This window comes from Parabacteroides sp. PFB2-10, assembly GCF_029893085.1.
GTDB lineage: Bacteria > Bacteroidota > Bacteroidia > Bacteroidales > Tannerellaceae > QVMG01.
Genome location: NZ_JARXWI010000008.1, coordinates 165,695 through 181,548 on the forward strand (window position 1 = coordinate 165,695; position 15,854 = coordinate 181,548).

10 protein-coding genes and 1 pseudogene are annotated in these 15,854 nt (G+C 47.6%); 1 reads left to right on the plus strand and 10 read right to left on the minus strand.

Features of this window, described 5'->3' with window-relative positions; genetic code table 11:
* Positions 1–128 precede the first annotated feature (128 nt).
* From M2137_RS09290 to M2137_RS09335, 10 genes and pseudogenes are all read right to left on the minus strand, one after another.
* The gene (locus M2137_RS09290; protein ID WP_280766152.1) at positions 129–1,430 is read right to left on the minus strand and encodes an ATP-binding protein; all 1,302 of its coding nucleotides are present in this window, start codon (positions 1,428–1,430) and stop codon (positions 129–131) included.
* Entirely contained in the window at positions 1,427–2,779 is a 1,353-nt protein-coding gene (locus tag M2137_RS09295) for a sigma-54 dependent transcriptional regulator (protein WP_280766153.1), read from the minus strand. Before M2137_RS09295 ends, M2137_RS09290 begins: the two co-directional genes overlap by 4 nt.
* 230 nt (positions 2,780–3,009) lie before the next feature.
* Positions 3,010–4,278 (minus strand): FtsX-like permease family protein, encoded by a 1,269-nt coding sequence (locus M2137_RS09300; protein WP_280766154.1) that lies wholly within the window; start codon positions 4,276–4,278, stop codon positions 3,010–3,012.
* 3 nt (positions 4,279–4,281) lie between these two features.
* Positions 4,282–5,538 (minus strand): ABC transporter permease, encoded by a 1,257-nt coding sequence (locus M2137_RS09305; protein ID WP_280766155.1) that lies wholly within the window; start codon positions 5,536–5,538, stop codon positions 4,282–4,284.
* A 68-nt stretch (positions 5,539–5,606) separates the two neighbouring features.
* Positions 5,607–6,275 carry an ABC transporter ATP-binding protein gene (locus M2137_RS09310; RefSeq protein WP_280766156.1) on the minus strand — a complete coding sequence of 223 codons (669 nt, stop codon included), beginning with the start codon at positions 6,273–6,275 and terminating at the stop codon, positions 5,607–5,609.
* A 611-nt stretch (positions 6,276–6,886) separates the two neighbouring features.
* Positions 6,887–7,201: an L-rhamnose mutarotase gene (rhaM, locus tag M2137_RS09315; RefSeq protein ID WP_280766157.1), complete on the minus strand. Its 315-nt coding sequence runs from the start codon at positions 7,199–7,201 to the stop codon at positions 6,887–6,889.
* Between the two features lie 8 nt (positions 7,202–7,209).
* Positions 7,210–8,013 carry a rhamnogalacturonan acetylesterase gene (locus tag M2137_RS09320; protein ID WP_280766189.1) on the minus strand — a complete coding sequence of 268 codons (804 nt, stop codon included), beginning with the start codon at positions 8,011–8,013 and terminating at the stop codon, positions 7,210–7,212.
* Positions 8,008–9,387: pseudogene (locus M2137_RS09325) on the minus strand (glycoside hydrolase family 88 protein); the annotation flags it as partial. The gene M2137_RS09320 and the pseudogene M2137_RS09325, both read right to left, overlap by 6 nt.
* 10 nt (positions 9,388–9,397) lie before the next feature.
* Positions 9,398–11,272: a rhamnogalacturonan lyase gene (locus M2137_RS09330; protein WP_280766158.1), complete on the minus strand. Its 1,875-nt coding sequence runs from the start codon at positions 11,270–11,272 to the stop codon at positions 9,398–9,400.
* Positions 11,273–11,284: 12 nt separating this feature from the next.
* Positions 11,285–12,418: a glycoside hydrolase family 88 protein gene (locus tag M2137_RS09335; protein ID WP_280766159.1), complete on the minus strand. Its 1,134-nt coding sequence runs from the start codon at positions 12,416–12,418 to the stop codon at positions 11,285–11,287.
* A gap of 353 nt (positions 12,419–12,771) precedes the next feature.
* Between M2137_RS09335 and M2137_RS09340 the strand changes: the two genes are divergently transcribed.
* Positions 12,772–15,852, plus strand: coding sequence for a TonB-dependent receptor (locus M2137_RS09340; RefSeq protein WP_280766160.1), 3,081 nt, complete (start codon positions 12,772–12,774; stop codon positions 15,850–15,852).
* The last annotated feature ends 2 nt before the right edge of the window (positions 15,853–15,854 follow it).

Sequence of the window (15,854 nt, forward strand, 5' to 3'; positions counted from 1 at the left end):
TTTTTTAATCCTTATATAAGTGACAATACAAATTTACATAATTCTCATCGTTTTTTCAGCCGTGAGAAAAAGTTATCACCCCTCATGAGAATAAAAAAGCAAATAAATGATATGAGTATAGAAATAGGTTAAGGAAAAAGTATTTCAAATCGTGTCCAACCATTGTGGGAGTTCAGGCTGAAACGGCAACCATGATTCACCAATACATCGCGCACAAACATGAGTCCGATGCCCTGGCCGGTTGATTTGGTGGTAAAGAAAGGGGTAAAGAGTTTTTGCTTGGTCTCTTCGTCGATGCCGGCTCCGTTGTCTTCAATCACGACCGATAAAGGAGATGCTTGAGTGGTTATGCGCAACTCGCCTGATTGGCCAATCGCTTCGTAGGCGTTTTTGGTGATATTAAGCAATACCTGCTCGAACTGAATCCCGTCGATCCGCACCCGGGGTTCGCCCGGATCTAACGAAAGCGAGAGCCGGATGTCGCGCTTCTGACATTCGAGACGGATCACTCCCTCTACGGCTCGCACTTGTTCGTTCAGGGAGATCGGCACGAAGGAGGGCTCGGGAATGCGCACGACATTTGCCAGATTACTGATAAAGCCGGTCAGATTGCGGCAACGGTTATAAGAGGCATCTATCGCCGACACGACATCTTCCATCCCCGGGCCTCTTTCCTGCCGGAAGATATCGGAAACCACATGGAGTGTGGAGCTGATGGCTCCGATGGAGTTGTTTACCTCGTGCGACATCATACGGATAATACGCTCATAGGATTCTTTCTCCATCCGCAACAGTTCATTGGTCAATTCTTCCACCAAAATAAAAGGATGGTTGAACCCCTGATCCACAAAGGAGGAATAAACACAACGGTAAAGACTGGCTCCATCCCCACGCACGATCATATCGTCCTGCAACTTCAAAGCCGATAGTGCCGGAGCCAATGAAAAGGTGGCTTCCGATAGTTTTTTGCCTTTCACCTCTTCCAGATTCGTCAATCCCAATAGCTTTAAGCCGGCCGGGTTGATGTCGGTTATCTGTTTATCGAAATTCAGTATAATGATCCCTTGCGGAGAGGCTTTGATCAATAAGTCAAGGAATTGGTTCTTTTCACGAACCACTAAGCGTTCGTTGCGCAAATGGGTAATCATCCGGTTGAACAGATTGATCAGTTGATTCGCATCTTTGTTGCCGACCGGACGCAAATGGGTGGAGAAATCCTGCTCTTTCAGCAGTTCCATGCCACTCAACAGAAGCAGATAGGGTCTGATCAGTTTTTTATACAGGAAAAGGGAAAACAAGACCGAAGCCAACGCAATGCATTGCATCACCCAAAAAGGGAACGATTCATGGCGAAAAAAGAGAAAACCGATTGCCATGAACACCGCCGTAACAAATACAACAATGGCAATGAACGCCCACTTTGTTCTCATTCCGGGATCTGCATATTATATTTCTCCAACCGCCTGTAGAGCGTTTGTCGGCTGATTCCTAAAGCAGTTGCAATCTTAGAGATATTGCTTCCATAGAGTTCGATGGCCCGCCCGATCATCTTCTTTTCCACTCTTTCGAGCGACTGCACGCTATTCTCTTCCACCTCTTTATTGACAGGAAGCTCCACATATTGCGCTTTGAAATCCTGGGCGGTGATAAGCGGCCTAGCGGAGATAAGTATTGTCCGTTCGACCAGATTCTTCAATTCACGTATATTACCCGGATAGGGTAGCTTTTTCAGGAATTCAATGGCGTCCGGAGCAACCTCTACATATTTAAGGCCGTTGCGACTGGCCTGCTGCCGGGCAAAATGATCTACTAATAAAGGAATATCATCCAGCCGTTCGCGCAGAGCCGGCACCCGGACGGTGATCAGATTTATGCGATAAAACAAATCTTCCCGGAAGGTTCCTTGCGACACCATTTCCGCCAGGTTGCGGTTTGTTGCGCTGATGATGCGCACATCCACCTGCCGGGGCATGCTTTCTCCCAAGGGCTCAAAGGTCTGATCCTGCAGTACGCGCAATAGTTTTACCTGCGACACCATATCCAATTCCCCTATTTCATCGAGAAAAATCGTGCCTTTGTCTGCCATCTCGAAGCGCCCCGTACGGTCGTGATAGGCATCGGTGAAAGCCCCTTTCTTATGCCCGAACATTTCACTTTCAAACAATGATTGGGAAATACCCCCCAGATTCACTTTCACAAAGGGCTTCTCTTTGCGCTGGCTGTTCTCGTGGATTGCTTCGGCAATCAATTCCTTTCCGGTTCCGCTCTCTCCGGTTATCAGGACGGAGGCATTGGTATGCGCAATGCGCGACACGGTTTGCAATACCTGTTTCAACAAAGGGGAATGACCGACAATCTTCGGATGACGAAAAAGCGTTTCGCCGGAGAATTCATTTTCTTTCTTCTCCTCACGACTCAGATCGATGGCCGTACGGATAGTATTCAATAGAGCCAGATTGTTCCAGGGTTTGGTCACAAAGTCGAAAGCACCGGCTCGTATTCCTTTTACAGCCAGGTCGATCGATCCCCAGGCAGTGATCAGGATCACCGGCGTATCGGGGCAAAACACACGCACACGCGCCAACAACTCCAACCCCTCTTCTCCGGTGGTTGTCTTGGAGTAATTCATATCCATCAGGATCAGTTCAGGGCAGGTATGCCGCACAAAGTCAATTACCCCCTGCGGAGTTGTCTCTGTCGCCACTTCATATCCTGCCCGCTTTAAGACCAGCGTAAGCGAAGTCAAAACCGTTTTGTCGTCGTCGCAAATTAGAACCATAGACCAAAGTTAATTATGAATTATGAATTATGAATTATGAGACTGAGAAAATAATTGCTTTTTACCTTTGGCAAGCGATTTTTGATTTATAATTGCTTTACGCTTCGCTAAGCGATCTTCGAATCATAATTGCTTTACGCTTCGCTAAGCGATCTTCGATTCATAATTGCTTTACGCTTCGCTAAGCGATCTTCGATTCATAATTCATAATTCATAATTCATAATTTTTTTTATTCTTCCCTCAGCGCCTCTGCCGGTGGAACGGACACGGCTTGCCGGGCGGGATACCAGACGGCAAACAGGGAAACAACCGCCAGGAAGAGATAGGTGACAAAGTAATTGATGAAATCCTGTTCGATACCGGCGCCTATATAGTCACGCTGCGATTCAGGCAATCCGATCGCTTCCAGGAAATCGGTCTGCGCAATATTCAGGCAGATATTCACCGCCACGAAACTGGCGATAAACAATAATATCAGGGTTTCGCCAAACAACATACGCTTCACATTCTTTTTAGAGGCTCCCATGGAAATACGCGTACCGATCTCGCTACGGCGCGATTGCACCCGGTACCAGAACGTACCGATAAGCCCCAGGAAGATATTGATTACCAGAAAGGAGGAAATCGCATAGATACTGTTCAGATTACCGGTAATGCCACTGTAATTGAGAATCATCTCTTTCCGTTTTTGCAAAGAAATGACCGAACTCAGGAAATAAGGTCCCAGATCGAGTTGTTCGCGCATCTCTTTGGTGAAGCGTTCGGCAAAATCTTTATCAGCATGAGGTGACACACGTATCACAATCTCATCATTCAGATCTACCTGGCTAAGCGGATAATAAATACCGGGATCATAATATGAATAGGAACCCTCTTTCGTTGGATTCACCACACCGATTATCGGATATTCTCTCTTTTCATAGTCATTATAAAATGCTTTCATCTTCGAGAGTGGCAATTCCATCTTTTTCTTGTCTTCATCGGTGTATTCAAAACAGCCGTTGCGGTTTCCCGATACGATCACATTCCAGCTTTCTGCCTTGTCCTCCCAATTAAAAATACGTCCGCTCTCTAATTTCATCTTAAACACATCGAAGAATTCCGATGTAACATAACGTATCCGTGCACCTATCCAGATGGAGTCCGGAAGATATTGCATGGAACTCCGGGAGAGAGAGCCCAGATAGGGCGCTGCCGCGTTGGAAAAGGCGATATTCTCTACTCCGGGGTATTGCTTGACCCGATTGACAAAGGTCTGTATCAGTGCATTATGATCGGTTTCTTCGCCCTCCTGCGGTTCATATTGTGTTTTCCGTGACATCTGTATCTGATAGGTATGGTCAATATCGAAGCCTACTGGCTCGCTGTTGCTTCTGACGATATAACTCAGGTAATCGCAACAAAACCAAAGAATACAGAAAACAACAATAAACTCCACCAAAATCCACCCGTTGGCTTTACGCTCGTTCCAGATTATTTTACATATATGACGTATCATAATTTATTTATCATTTTGAGTAAGTGAATTGACTATATTCATACGCGAAGCCCGGTAGGCTGGTATTCCGGCCGAAAGAAGATTTAATAAAATACATACCACAACCACCGATAATAAAACAGGCCAGGAGATCAGCGCATTGAACGGAATAAAGCTATCTTCCGACACGCCGAGCAACCAATGTTTCATCCGATAGATAATTCCGTAGGACAACAACAGTCCGATCACTCCGCCTAATAGAGAGGTAATCAGGTTTTCAAAAAGCACCTGGATAAGGATAACATGCCGCTTTGCCCCGAAGGCTTTCCGTACCCCGATCTCTTCCGTTCGTTTCCGCATGCGGGAAAGGCTCAAACCGGAAAGGTTGATGGCCGGAACCAATAGAAGAATCAGAAAAATAAATAACGATTTCCGCCGCGCTACCCGGATGATCTCTATTGCGCGTTCATTTTCGGAGGCCTGTTCCGACAGCCGGTAATCGGCATGTTTTGCCGGACCCCGGAAGGTCAACACCTTGTTTTCATGCTGAGCGTCATATCTTTTTTCTGCTTCTCGTATCTCCCGATCCAACGCCGGCAAGTCTTCGTTGTTTTTTAATATATACAAAAGTGTGCCCACTCCCCGTTGTTGATAACCATCTATACTGCTGTAAGGAATCCAGAGATCGGAATTGGCCATATCATATATTTTGGATACATCCTCTACAATCGCGACAACATGGTAGGGCACGGAATTCAAAAGCACCTCTTGACCGAGCGCTTTCTCTCCCTTAAACACCTCACGCGCGGTACTTTCCGACAATATCACCTGCTTTACGCCCGACTGCACCTCCTCTTCGCCCCAGGGTTTTCCTTCAACAAACCGGAAAGAATAGATTTTCCAATAGTCCGCTCCGGTAGTGCGCATACCTAAATTCAGTGTTTCCGAATGTCCCTCCCGGCTTACCGACACACTACTCCAACTCGTAACGGTTGTGTACTCAGGCGTTTGAAGATCAGCCAGGTAATCCCTGTAGCGTTCGTAAGAAACTAAACCGGAGCCCCAGCTTCCTTTAACCGTATCACGTTCTACCGCTCTTGTTACATAATAGGTTCGGTATCTGTTGGGTTCCGCCCCCAAACTGATGATTTTTATATTATCCGAAACAATAATCGCCATGATCATCATAATTGCCAAGGCTGTGCCTATGACGGCAATGGCACTGATGAACTTGTTTTGTTTCAGCATCTCTATGGCCTGTTTGTAATAAATCCGTAACATAATTGATAATTGTTAATTGATAATTGATATTTTTTCATTCTCCATTGTCCATTGTCAATTATCAATTATTATTCCACTCTGCGTCCATCAAAGAACCGCACAATGCGTTCGGTGGATTCGGCAATATGTTCGTCGTGGGTCACCATCACGATGGTGGTTCCCTCTTGATTCAATTTAAACAATAGCTCCATGATCTCCCCCCCCATCCGGCTATCTAAGTTTCCGGTCGGCTCATCGGCCAGAATGATCTTTGGATTGCCGATAATGGCACGGGCAATGGCCACACGCTGGCTCTGTCCGCCCGAAAGTTGAGAGGGGAAATGGCGCATACGGTGCGAGAGTCCGACCTTTTCCAATACGGCTTTCGCCTTTTCGCGCCGCTCTCTATCGGAAGATTTCCGGTAGAGAAGGGGCAGTTCCACATTATCTAATACATTCAATGAATTGATCAGATGAAAACTCTGGAAGACAAAGCCCAATGTTTCGTTACGAAATTCTGCCATTTCACCATCTTTCATGCCGGTAGTGTCCGTACCGTTGATCAATACACGCCCTTCGGCCGGCACATCCAATAGGCCCATCAGATTGAGCAATGTACTCTTTCCACATCCCGAAGGACCCATCACAGAAAGGAACTCCTTCTCTTTCACCTCCAGGTTGACATTCTCCAAAGCGACCGTTTCGACCTCTTTGGTGCGGTATATTTTCGAAATACCTTCTAATTGTATAATTCCCATATCGTTGTTCGATTTTATTATCCATCAGCAAGCAAGGAGTATGCCAAAAATGATAAATCACTAAATACAAAACGATTACACAAAACACCACTTGTCCGAATACGGACAAAACTGTCCACTGTATGGCTTTCAACCAAATGAACTGCCCCCCACAAAAGGATGCTTTTTTACGTTTACCTCAATAATGTAAACAAACGTTAAAACATCCATTTTCATCAAAACCCCCAATTTACGATTTGTAATTTCCGATGGAGTTTGCGCGCAAAAAAGAGGGACTTTGGAGACAAACTCCCGGGAGAAACACTTTTTAACGTATGGATTTGTAAGTAAAATAGCCTTTTTGCTTACAATCGATATTTTAACATTTAAAAAAAAGAGACCTCTCTCAAATTCACGCAATTCTCATCGTTTTTTCAGCCGTGAAAAATAATTATCACCCAAAGTATTCTATCGGCGATGAGCATGGACAGGACTGTCTTACACTTAAAAGGTTTACGCTATTGATCAATGAATGGATATCACTGGGGATGAAGCAAAAAAAACGCGGATGTCATCTGTTTTATTGATGCGACATCCGCGAAATTCGACAAGATATGATTTTCCTTTTCTATTTATTCCATCCGGAATACCTCCTGCAAAGGAATGGAGACCGGCGAATTGTCGGGGTTGGTATCCATGATATCGGCCATATAGTCCCACCATTTCTGTACGATGGGATTGGTTCCCATATCCTGCGAACCGGCTTCACCTTTAACCTTCTGGCAGGCGAAGAGCAGATTGGTCTCTTTGTCCCAAAAAATAGAATAGTCGTATACGCCATTATCGGACAATAACTGCTGCAACTCAGGCCATATCTCCGCGTGTCTCTTCTCATACTCAGCCTCGCAGCCCGGTTTCAAATACATTTTGAATGCTTCTCTTCTCATGATTGTTTTTATTTAAGGTGAATATCTGCTTCGGTAAAGGTGCGATTGAAAGACTCCTGGAGGATATACTCTTTCAGATCGCAGTCGTTGAGCTGCATGATGCCTTCAGCCGCCGCTTTGGCATTGAGCAGGGCACCGTCGAAGCTGGTATGTACACGGTCTTTGAAATAATCGGCTGTCGCCTCTTGCCCTATCGCCTCAAATTTGAGAGCCACCAGGTCGTTCATATCTATGAATGCGACACCCTCCTGTTCGGCTACCTCACGCGACCATTTTGTGTAGGTCTCGCTACTGCGTATCATTTTGCCCTCTTTCCAGCTATTGCCCGGCGTGAGCGATAATACGATTACCTTCGCGCCGCGTGCCTTCGCCTGGCGAATATAGATACGCATGTAATGGCCAAAGGTAAACACCTCTTCCGGTCCGCCATGGCGGGCCATGATAAATGTTTCCGACTCTTCGCCGATCCCTTTCAGCGAAGCGCGGGCGCGTCCGGTATTGAAAGGGCCGCCATCGTTATGTCCGAATTGGATCAATAAGTAGTCGCCCGGTCGAATGCCACTGAGCACCTTGTTCCATAGCCCTTCGGTGTAGAAGGTACGGCTGCTGCGTCCGCCCAGGGCGAAGTTTTCGACCGTGATGCGGTTGGTATCGAAAAACCATTCGAAGAAATTGCCCCATCCCCATTGTCCGCCGTCACCTTTACCGCTGCCGTTTTTCATGGTAGAATCACCAATGGTAAAGACAACAGGCGTGTTCGCGTTGATACGGCTATTGCCGGCAGGCTGCTCGTTGCGTCCGACGCTGAAGATCGGTGCCGTCGTGGTCTGCTCGGTGGTATAGAATTGCACCGCGCTATCGTTCATCTTGGGGAACTGTTTCTTCAATAGATTGATCATCTCCGCACCGGCCCAGAGCACCGGTCCGTAGCCGTGAGCGGCATATACATTGACCGGACGGTAGTAATAGAATGCCGGATCGAATCCCATGCCCGTGCCTACACAGGTGCCTTCCACTTCGCCTTTGGAATTGATCTTGGTAGACACCGCATGCCATCCCAGTTGGGCTACCGGACCATAGGCGATCGGGTCGATCCATCCGTTGTTGATGCCGCGGGCGATGCAATAGACAAAAATAGCGGTAGCCGAGGTTTCTAAGTAAGAATCGTTGCGATCCAATAACTGATGCCAGAATCCTTCGCCGCTCTGACAGGCAGCAATGCCGCGGATATGCGCCCGGTATTGTTCCAGAACCGCCTGATAGTCGGGGTGGCTCTTGGGAAGCACATCCAATACCTCTGTCAGGGTCAGGATAGCCCAGCCATTGGCACGCCCCCAGTGGAAAGCGGGATGGTCGGTCGACGACTCTACCCAACCGTGGCGGTACAGCCCCTTTTCGGCAACAAACATACGCTGGGAGAATTGTTTTATCTGCCGCACGGCTTCGTTGAAGTATTTCATCTCCCCGGTCAGTTTGCCCATTTGCGCGATGGCCGGAACAGACATAAACATATCATCCAGCCAGAGGGTGTTCTTCTGCGGGCGGTTGCGCGCGAAGGTACCGTCGTTCAGGCGGTACTCGTGGTACATGATATAATTGATGTAGTTGTCGATCACCGGGCGAAGATCCTGCGTGTTGCCTGCCAGTTGCGCCTTGATCATAGCGGCGCACATGGCTCCTGCATCGTCGAGTGCATGAGGTGTAAGTAACGAACGCATCTGTCCGTCGATCACACCGTAATCATTCATCACCCGCCGGAAATGGGGCGCTGTTTCGGCTAAGAGCGAGAAGCGTTTGTCGACATATTCCTGGTAGGCCTTGTTGCCGGTGGCTTCCGCGGCCGCCAGCATGGCAGCGTAGGTAACGCCCCATTCATAACTGGTCAGGCGGTAAAGCCCGCGTTCCAGGGTGGCGTTGGCATCCATCGTGGCATAGTCGGTGATCTCTTTGCCCGTCTCCTTATGGATAACCCGGGGCGGGGTGGCCGCGTCTAAGTAGTGCAGTACGCGATCCATACTGCCTTCTATATCCGAGATGGAGAGCATGCCGTAGGGATTCTGATAAGCCGGTTGTAATAGATGCAACGGCGTGTTCATGTCGTTTATGGCCGTCTCTTTTTTCTTTTGTGCCCCGGCGGGCATAAAAAAGAAGAGTAATAACAGGGTCGATAAAAGTCTTGTAAACATATACGTTTATTTAATATTGAATGGATTTCTTTTGTATGTTCATGCCCCGGAATAGTCCTTCTTTCAGATCGGGACCGAAATAGAATCCGGGTTGTGTCGGCTGATTATAGGCTACGTTTTGGGTGGCGATGCTGATGCGGTACACCGGATCTTCCAGGAATGTATGAAAGCGGTATTCGGTTGGTATCGTCGACATATACAGGCGCAGCGCCGTGTTGTCTTCCGTGCGCAGCAATACCTCCTCACGCCAGTCACCCACCAGGTCGCCCTGCAGGCAGGGAGTCGCCTTTGTGCCGTTGTTCGATACGCTGCCTTCAAACACAGCCAGGGGCTCGCAAATGCCTTTCTCCCAGTCATATTTGCTTACGGCGTTTTTGTCTAATAATTCGCGCAACAGATCGCCATCCCACCAGACGGCCATATTCACCGAAAGGGTACTGATATCGGCTGTGATAACCTCGCCTTTGAGATTGCGCAGACCTCCCGATTCCCATGACCACATCTCCACCCCTTTATGGGTCGGGTCGATATCGGCAGCCAGGGCACGCCCTACGTCGGTATTGCTCTTTACCTGCCACAATACTTCGCCCGTGGCGGCATCGCGGAAGGAAGAACCGTCGCGTTTGTTTTCGTGGCAGTCCCATACCTGCAAGCGGGGGTTGGAGGGGTCGAACTGAGTCAGATGCATCGCGTCGCCATGTCCCATCTGTGTATTATAGAGACCGGTACCATCGTGGTCGATCGCGCAGGAGCCATAGATGATTTCATCGCATCCGTCGCCATCCACATCACCTACCCGGAGGTTATGATTGCCTTGTCCGGCATAGCTGTTCCAGCGGGGATCGTTGCTGTCGAACACCCAGCGTTGTTTCAGCTCGCGGCCATCCCAGTCGAATGCCGCCAGTACGCTGCGGGTATAATAGCCGCGACACATCACGACACTTGGGCGTTTGCCGTCTAAGTAGGCTACGCAAGCCAGGTAGCGATCGCTCCGGTTGGCATGATTATCACCCCAATCCATCAGGTTGCCACGCTGCGGCACATAGTCGATTGTCGCAAGCGCTTCACCGGTTTCGCCGCTGAACACCGTCAGGTATTCCGCACCGGTCAGGATGCGGCCGTTGGCTGCCCGGTAGTCGGCATCGGGATCTCCAATGATATTCCCTTTGCCGTCGATGGTGCCGTCGGAAGTTTTTATCACCACTTCGGCTTTGTTGTCGCCGTCGAGGTCGAACACCATAAACTGGGTGTAATGCGCTCCTGCCCGGATATTTTTCCCCATATTGATACGCCATAGACGGGTGCCGTCGAGGCGGTAGCAATCGAAGAGTATAGGACCGGTGTAGCCGTCGTGCGCGTTATCGTGCGCGTTAGAAGGATCCCATTTGAGGATAATTTCGTATTCGCCATCACCATCCACATCGCCCATACTGGCGTCGTTGGGTGCATAGCTGTATGGCTGACCGCTCGGTGTGGTGCCGTCAGCCGGTTTGTCGAGCGGAATATTCAGATAGCCGACAGGTGCGTTGGCCGGAAGCCTGTAATGGCCCGACGGAGAAAGAGCGCTTCCCTGCGAAGAAACAGGTTCCACCCGATACTCCGCCGAAGTGTCGGATGTGTAGTTGTCGTAGTAACAGGTGGAGGTGGTTACCGGTTTGTCGGTGAGTCGTTTGTCACCGCGATAGACATGGAAACCAACATCCGTCGGATCGGAAGAAAGATAGCGCCAGGAGATGCAAACCTGATCGGCCGACTGGCGAATAGCCACTACGCCACGCCCCAGCTTTTCCCGTTGCATGTCATGCAGGTTGTAGGCAGTCTGTGCCGATGCAACAGCTCCGAACGCGAGAAAAAAGAATAAATAGATAAATACTGTGTGTTTCATGGTAAAAAACCTTTATTGTAATTTGTACATTTCGGTAGCCGCAAGCAGGAAGCATCCTACGCCATAGTCTTCAAAGTCAGGGCGGCTGGTGTAGGTGACAGGCTGTCCGTCTTTCGGTTCTTTCCCCGTTCCCTGCACATAGCCCAGGAATCCGTTGGGGTGAACAGCCTCTTTCACCATCGCATTCCATGCTTTTACAACGACCGGAAGGTATTCTTTCCGGTCGAGCAGTCCCTGACGTATGCCCCACGCCATGCCATAGACAAAAAGGGAGGTGCCTGATGTCTCTTTACCGCCAAAGTTAGTAGGATCGTGCAGGCTAACATCCCAGAATCCGTCTTCCCGCTGACATTGCTTCAGGGCTTTGCTCATAGCCAGAAAATCGTTGATATAATCGTTGCGGTGCTTTTCGTCGGCAGGAATTTCATTCATGACACGCACTAAGGCGGCATATACCCAACCGTTTCCTCTCGACCAGTAACAGTCTTCTCCGTTCGGTTCCCGGTAAGGAGGACAGAAGTCGGCATCTCTCCACCACAGGCCGTCTTTGGGGTTGTAGAGGCCGTTGTCTCCATGTGTATTGCGTGAGTAGGCATACATCTCCCACATCTTATCGAAATAGCCCTGTTCGCCGGTGTCATGACCCAGCTTCGCCAGGATAGGCATACCCATCTGGATGGCGTCGATCCATGTCCAGTCGTCCACCTGTGGTGTGTTGACCAGCATATCCATCGAGGCCTTTATCTTACGCAGCATTTCGGGTGATTCGGGGCAAATACGGTAAAGGTCGATATAGGTTTGCCCGCAACAATGGTCGTCGGCGTTGCGCGTTGTGGTACCGTTGCGCATACCCCATTTGTGGAACGTGGCCCATTCATAGGCATATTGGTAATATTCTTCCTGTGGATAAATAGCGTATAAAGCCATTAATCCTTCGTAATAGACTCCTCTGGTCCATATATTGCTGGGACGGAATATGTTGACATAGGAAGGCTGGGTGTAATCGGCATACTTCTTCATAAAGTAGCCATTGACCGATTGAGCGGTCTTAAGGATTTCTTTTCTGGCAGGTAGCTCCTGAGCCTGTGTGATACCGCAAGGAAAAATGACTGTGCATAATAAAATGAATGTGATGATTTTTTTCATGAGACGATATTTGTTTGTATGATTTTTGTCAAAGGCAAAGGAAACGCACAAAAGGCAGTAAAAAAATGGAATATCATACAAAAAGATTTGACAATCGTACACACCTGTAAAATTGTTCATTTTGCCACATTACTATAAAAGTACAGATGTTTGTACAATCAGCCATTCCTTGTTTTTACATTTCTATACAACTTTGCAACATATTTTTAGATAATCATGAAACACAACTAATTCATAGTTCTTAGTGAGAGAAGTATTTTTTATTTATTAAACTAATATTCTTTATGGAAAGCAGTCAAAAAAAATGGAGGCATTCTTGCCTTACGGACATGTTCCCCAAAATTTTTATTGTTATGTTGTTCCTGGCATCGGCGACATTTGCCTTTGCACAGGGAAGGTCTATTACCGGGGTCGTTGTCGACGACCTGAATGAACCCGTTATCGGGGCCAACGTTTCTGTACAGGGTACCACCAACGGTACGATTACAGATATGGATGGGAAGTTTACGCTTTCCGGTGTGGCTGATAATGCGCTGTTGAATGTTTCGTATATCGGGTATATCACCCAAACCATCTCTGTAGCAGGAAAGAACAACTTCAGCATTACGTTGAAAGAAGATCTGTTGACCTTGGATGAGGTGGTAGTGGTTGGTTATGGTGTACAACGGAAAAGTGACGTGACCGGAGCCTTGGTACGTGTTGATTCCGAAGCATTAAATGTGAAGCCGGTATCCAATGCCTTTGAAGCATTGCAGGGTAAAGCGGCCGGTGTGGATATTACCTCCAGCGAGCGTCCGGGTACACTGGGTAGCGTTCGTATTCGTGGTAACCGTTCGCTGACAGCTACCAATAGCCCGTTGTACGTAGTAGACGGTGTTCCTTTGAACTCGGGTGGTATCGAAACCATCAATCCGCGTGATATCGAGTCAATCGATATCCTGAAAGATGCCTCTTCTACAGCTATCTACGGTTCCCGTGGTGCGAACGGGGTTATTTTGGTAACGACAAGACGTGGTAAAGCAGGTGCTCTTCGCTTGAACTATTCCGGATCGGTTACTTTTGAATCATTGGTTGATAAATCACCGGCCATGAGCGCAAGCGATTATATCACCTGGCGTCGTTGGGCTTACCATAATACAGATCCCGTTGGTAACCCGCGTGGCGATCAGCCTAATTACGAAAAAGACCAGGCTTATTTCTCAGGAGACCCTTATGCTTTAGCAAATGTAAATAAAGGTTGGAGCGGAAACTCTTGGGACGGTTCTAAAGTGTCTGATACAGACTGGGCAGGTTTTGTTACACAAACAGGTCTTACTCACGAGCACACGTTGAGCGCAAGCGGAGGTACAGAAAACATGCAAGCCTTCTTCTCTTTCGGTTACCTGAATAACGAAGGAACACAGAAAGGGCAGGAGTATGAGCGTTACAACGCGGCTATGTCTGTTGATATCCAGGCAAAACCCTGGTTCAAAGCGGGAGGTTCTTTGAATGCTTCCTGGAGTGTACAGGATTATGGTTTCTCACGTACCGGACAAAGCTCTAATTCAGGTCCGGTGGATATCTACAATGCCGCCAAAGCGATTCCTCGTTATGCTGTTCCTTACGATGATAATGGTGATATCGTTATGACTCCGGCAGGTTCGGCAACGAATGTATATACTGTGATCGATGAATGGAAAAAATCAACTGACAACCGTCAGACATTCCGCGCGTTGGGTAGCTTCTATGGGTTGGTTGACTTTGGAAAGATCTGGGAACCATTAGCAGGTCTTAGCTATAAGATTGCTTTCGGTCCTGACTTCCGTCATTATCGTCAGGGTAACTTCATTAGCTCACAGTCGGCCGCTAAGATGGGTGGAAAGAACTATGCACGTCAACTGACTGAACGCCATTTCTCTTGGACATTGGATAATATGATTATGTATAGCAATACATTCAATCAACACCATATTGATGTAACCTTGTTGCAGAGTGCGTCGAAATACAACCGCGAAAATGGAAGCATGAGCGCGAATATGATTCCGAATGAAAACTTCATGTGGTACAATATGGGATCGGTAGATATTACGGACGCGGCCACCTATGGCGCGGGCATGAGCACCGGTTTGACAGAAAACCAATTGGCTTCTTATATGGCACGTGTGAACTACTCGTTGATGGATCGTTACCTGTTGACGGTTTCCGGTCGTTATGATGGTTCTTCCGTATTGGCGAAAGGCAACAAATGGAGCTTCTTCCCCTCTGCCGCTTTAGGCTGGCGTATCGACCAGGAAGAATTCTTAAATACGTATGAATGGCTTGACCAGTTGAAAGTGCGTGTGGGTGTAGGGGTTACCGGTAACTCTGCCGTAGGTGCTTATTCTACCTTAGGTAATATTCAGTCATTCTTTGTTCCTTTTGGCTCGACATTGACTCAGGCGTATGCCACCAATGAACCTTATTATACCTCTAAATCTGTTTCTTTAGCAAACAAAGACTTGGGTTGGGAAAAAACAACTCAATATAACTATGGTATCGACTTTAGCTTCCTGAGAGGACGTGTGAATGGTACATTGGATATTTATCATTCAAAAACCGATGACCTGTTGATGTCTATGGGTATTCCTACCCTGACCGGTTATCCTACTACATTGGCTAACGTTGGGAAGACAAAGAATCACGGGGTGGATATCACCTTGAACCTGGTTCCAGTTCAGACAAAAGATTTTGAATGGGTTTCTTCTATCAATGCTGCTTATCAGAAAGATGAAATCGTTGAATTGTCAAACGGTAAAGAAGATGATATCTCGAATAGTTGGTTTATCGGTCAATCTATCGGTGTTCATTACGGATATGACTCGGATGGCTTGTGGCAGGAATCGGATGCCGCTGAAATGGCAAAATTCAATGAAAACGGCCATAAATTCTCCGCGGGTACTGTCAAACCGGTGGATCAGGATAAAAATTATAAGATCGACGAAGACGACCGTGTTATCTTAGGTAACAAAAACCCGAACTGGACGTTAGGATGGATGAATACCTTCAGCTACAAAGGTTTCGACCTCTCTGTTGAATTATACGGACGTTTTGGTTATATGATCAGCACCGGTGGGGAAGGACAGTTTGGTATGTACAACCAGCGTGAGATCGATTACTGGACACCGGATAATACCGACGCGGACTGGCAGAAGCCGGTGTATAGCACAGCGGGGGGTGACTCTTATTCCAGCTTGTTAGGTTTCAAAGATGCCTCTTTTATCAAACTGCGTAATATCTCTTTGGGCTATAACCTGTCACCGAAAACATGCCGTTCTATCGGCTTCCAATCCCTGAAGATCTATGCGCAAGCAAAGAATCTTGGTAATCTTTATTCATCGGTTGATTTTATCGACTTAGACCTTGGAACAACTTTCTACAACCGTGGTTTCACCTTAGGTATTCAGGTTGGATTCTAATA

Coding starts and splice junctions, on each gene's coding strand:
- M2137_RS09290 (WP_280766152.1), bottom strand. CDS start 1,430: ATGAGAACAAAGTGGGCGTTCATTGCCATTGTTGTATTTGTTACGGCG.
- M2137_RS09295 (WP_280766153.1), bottom strand. CDS start 2,779: ATGGTTCTAATTTGCGACGACGACAAAACGGTTTTGACTTCGCTTACG.
- M2137_RS09300 (WP_280766154.1), bottom strand. CDS start 4,278: ATGATACGTCATATATGTAAAATAATCTGGAACGAGCGTAAAGCCAAC.
- M2137_RS09305 (WP_280766155.1), bottom strand. CDS start 5,538: ATGTTACGGATTTATTACAAACAGGCCATAGAGATGCTGAAACAAAAC.
- M2137_RS09310 (WP_280766156.1), bottom strand. CDS start 6,275: ATGGGAATTATACAATTAGAAGGTATTTCGAAAATATACCGCACCAAA.
- rhaM (WP_280766157.1), bottom strand. CDS start 7,201: ATGAGAAGAGAAGCATTCAAAATGTATTTGAAACCGGGCTGCGAGGCT.
- M2137_RS09330 (WP_280766158.1), bottom strand. CDS start 11,272: ATGAAACACACAGTATTTATCTATTTATTCTTTTTTCTCGCGTTCGGA.
- M2137_RS09335 (WP_280766159.1), bottom strand. CDS start 12,418: ATGAAAAAAATCATCACATTCATTTTATTATGCACAGTCATTTTTCCT.
- M2137_RS09340 (WP_280766160.1), top strand. CDS start 12,772: ATGTTGTTCCTGGCATCGGCGACATTTGCCTTTGCACAGGGAAGGTCT.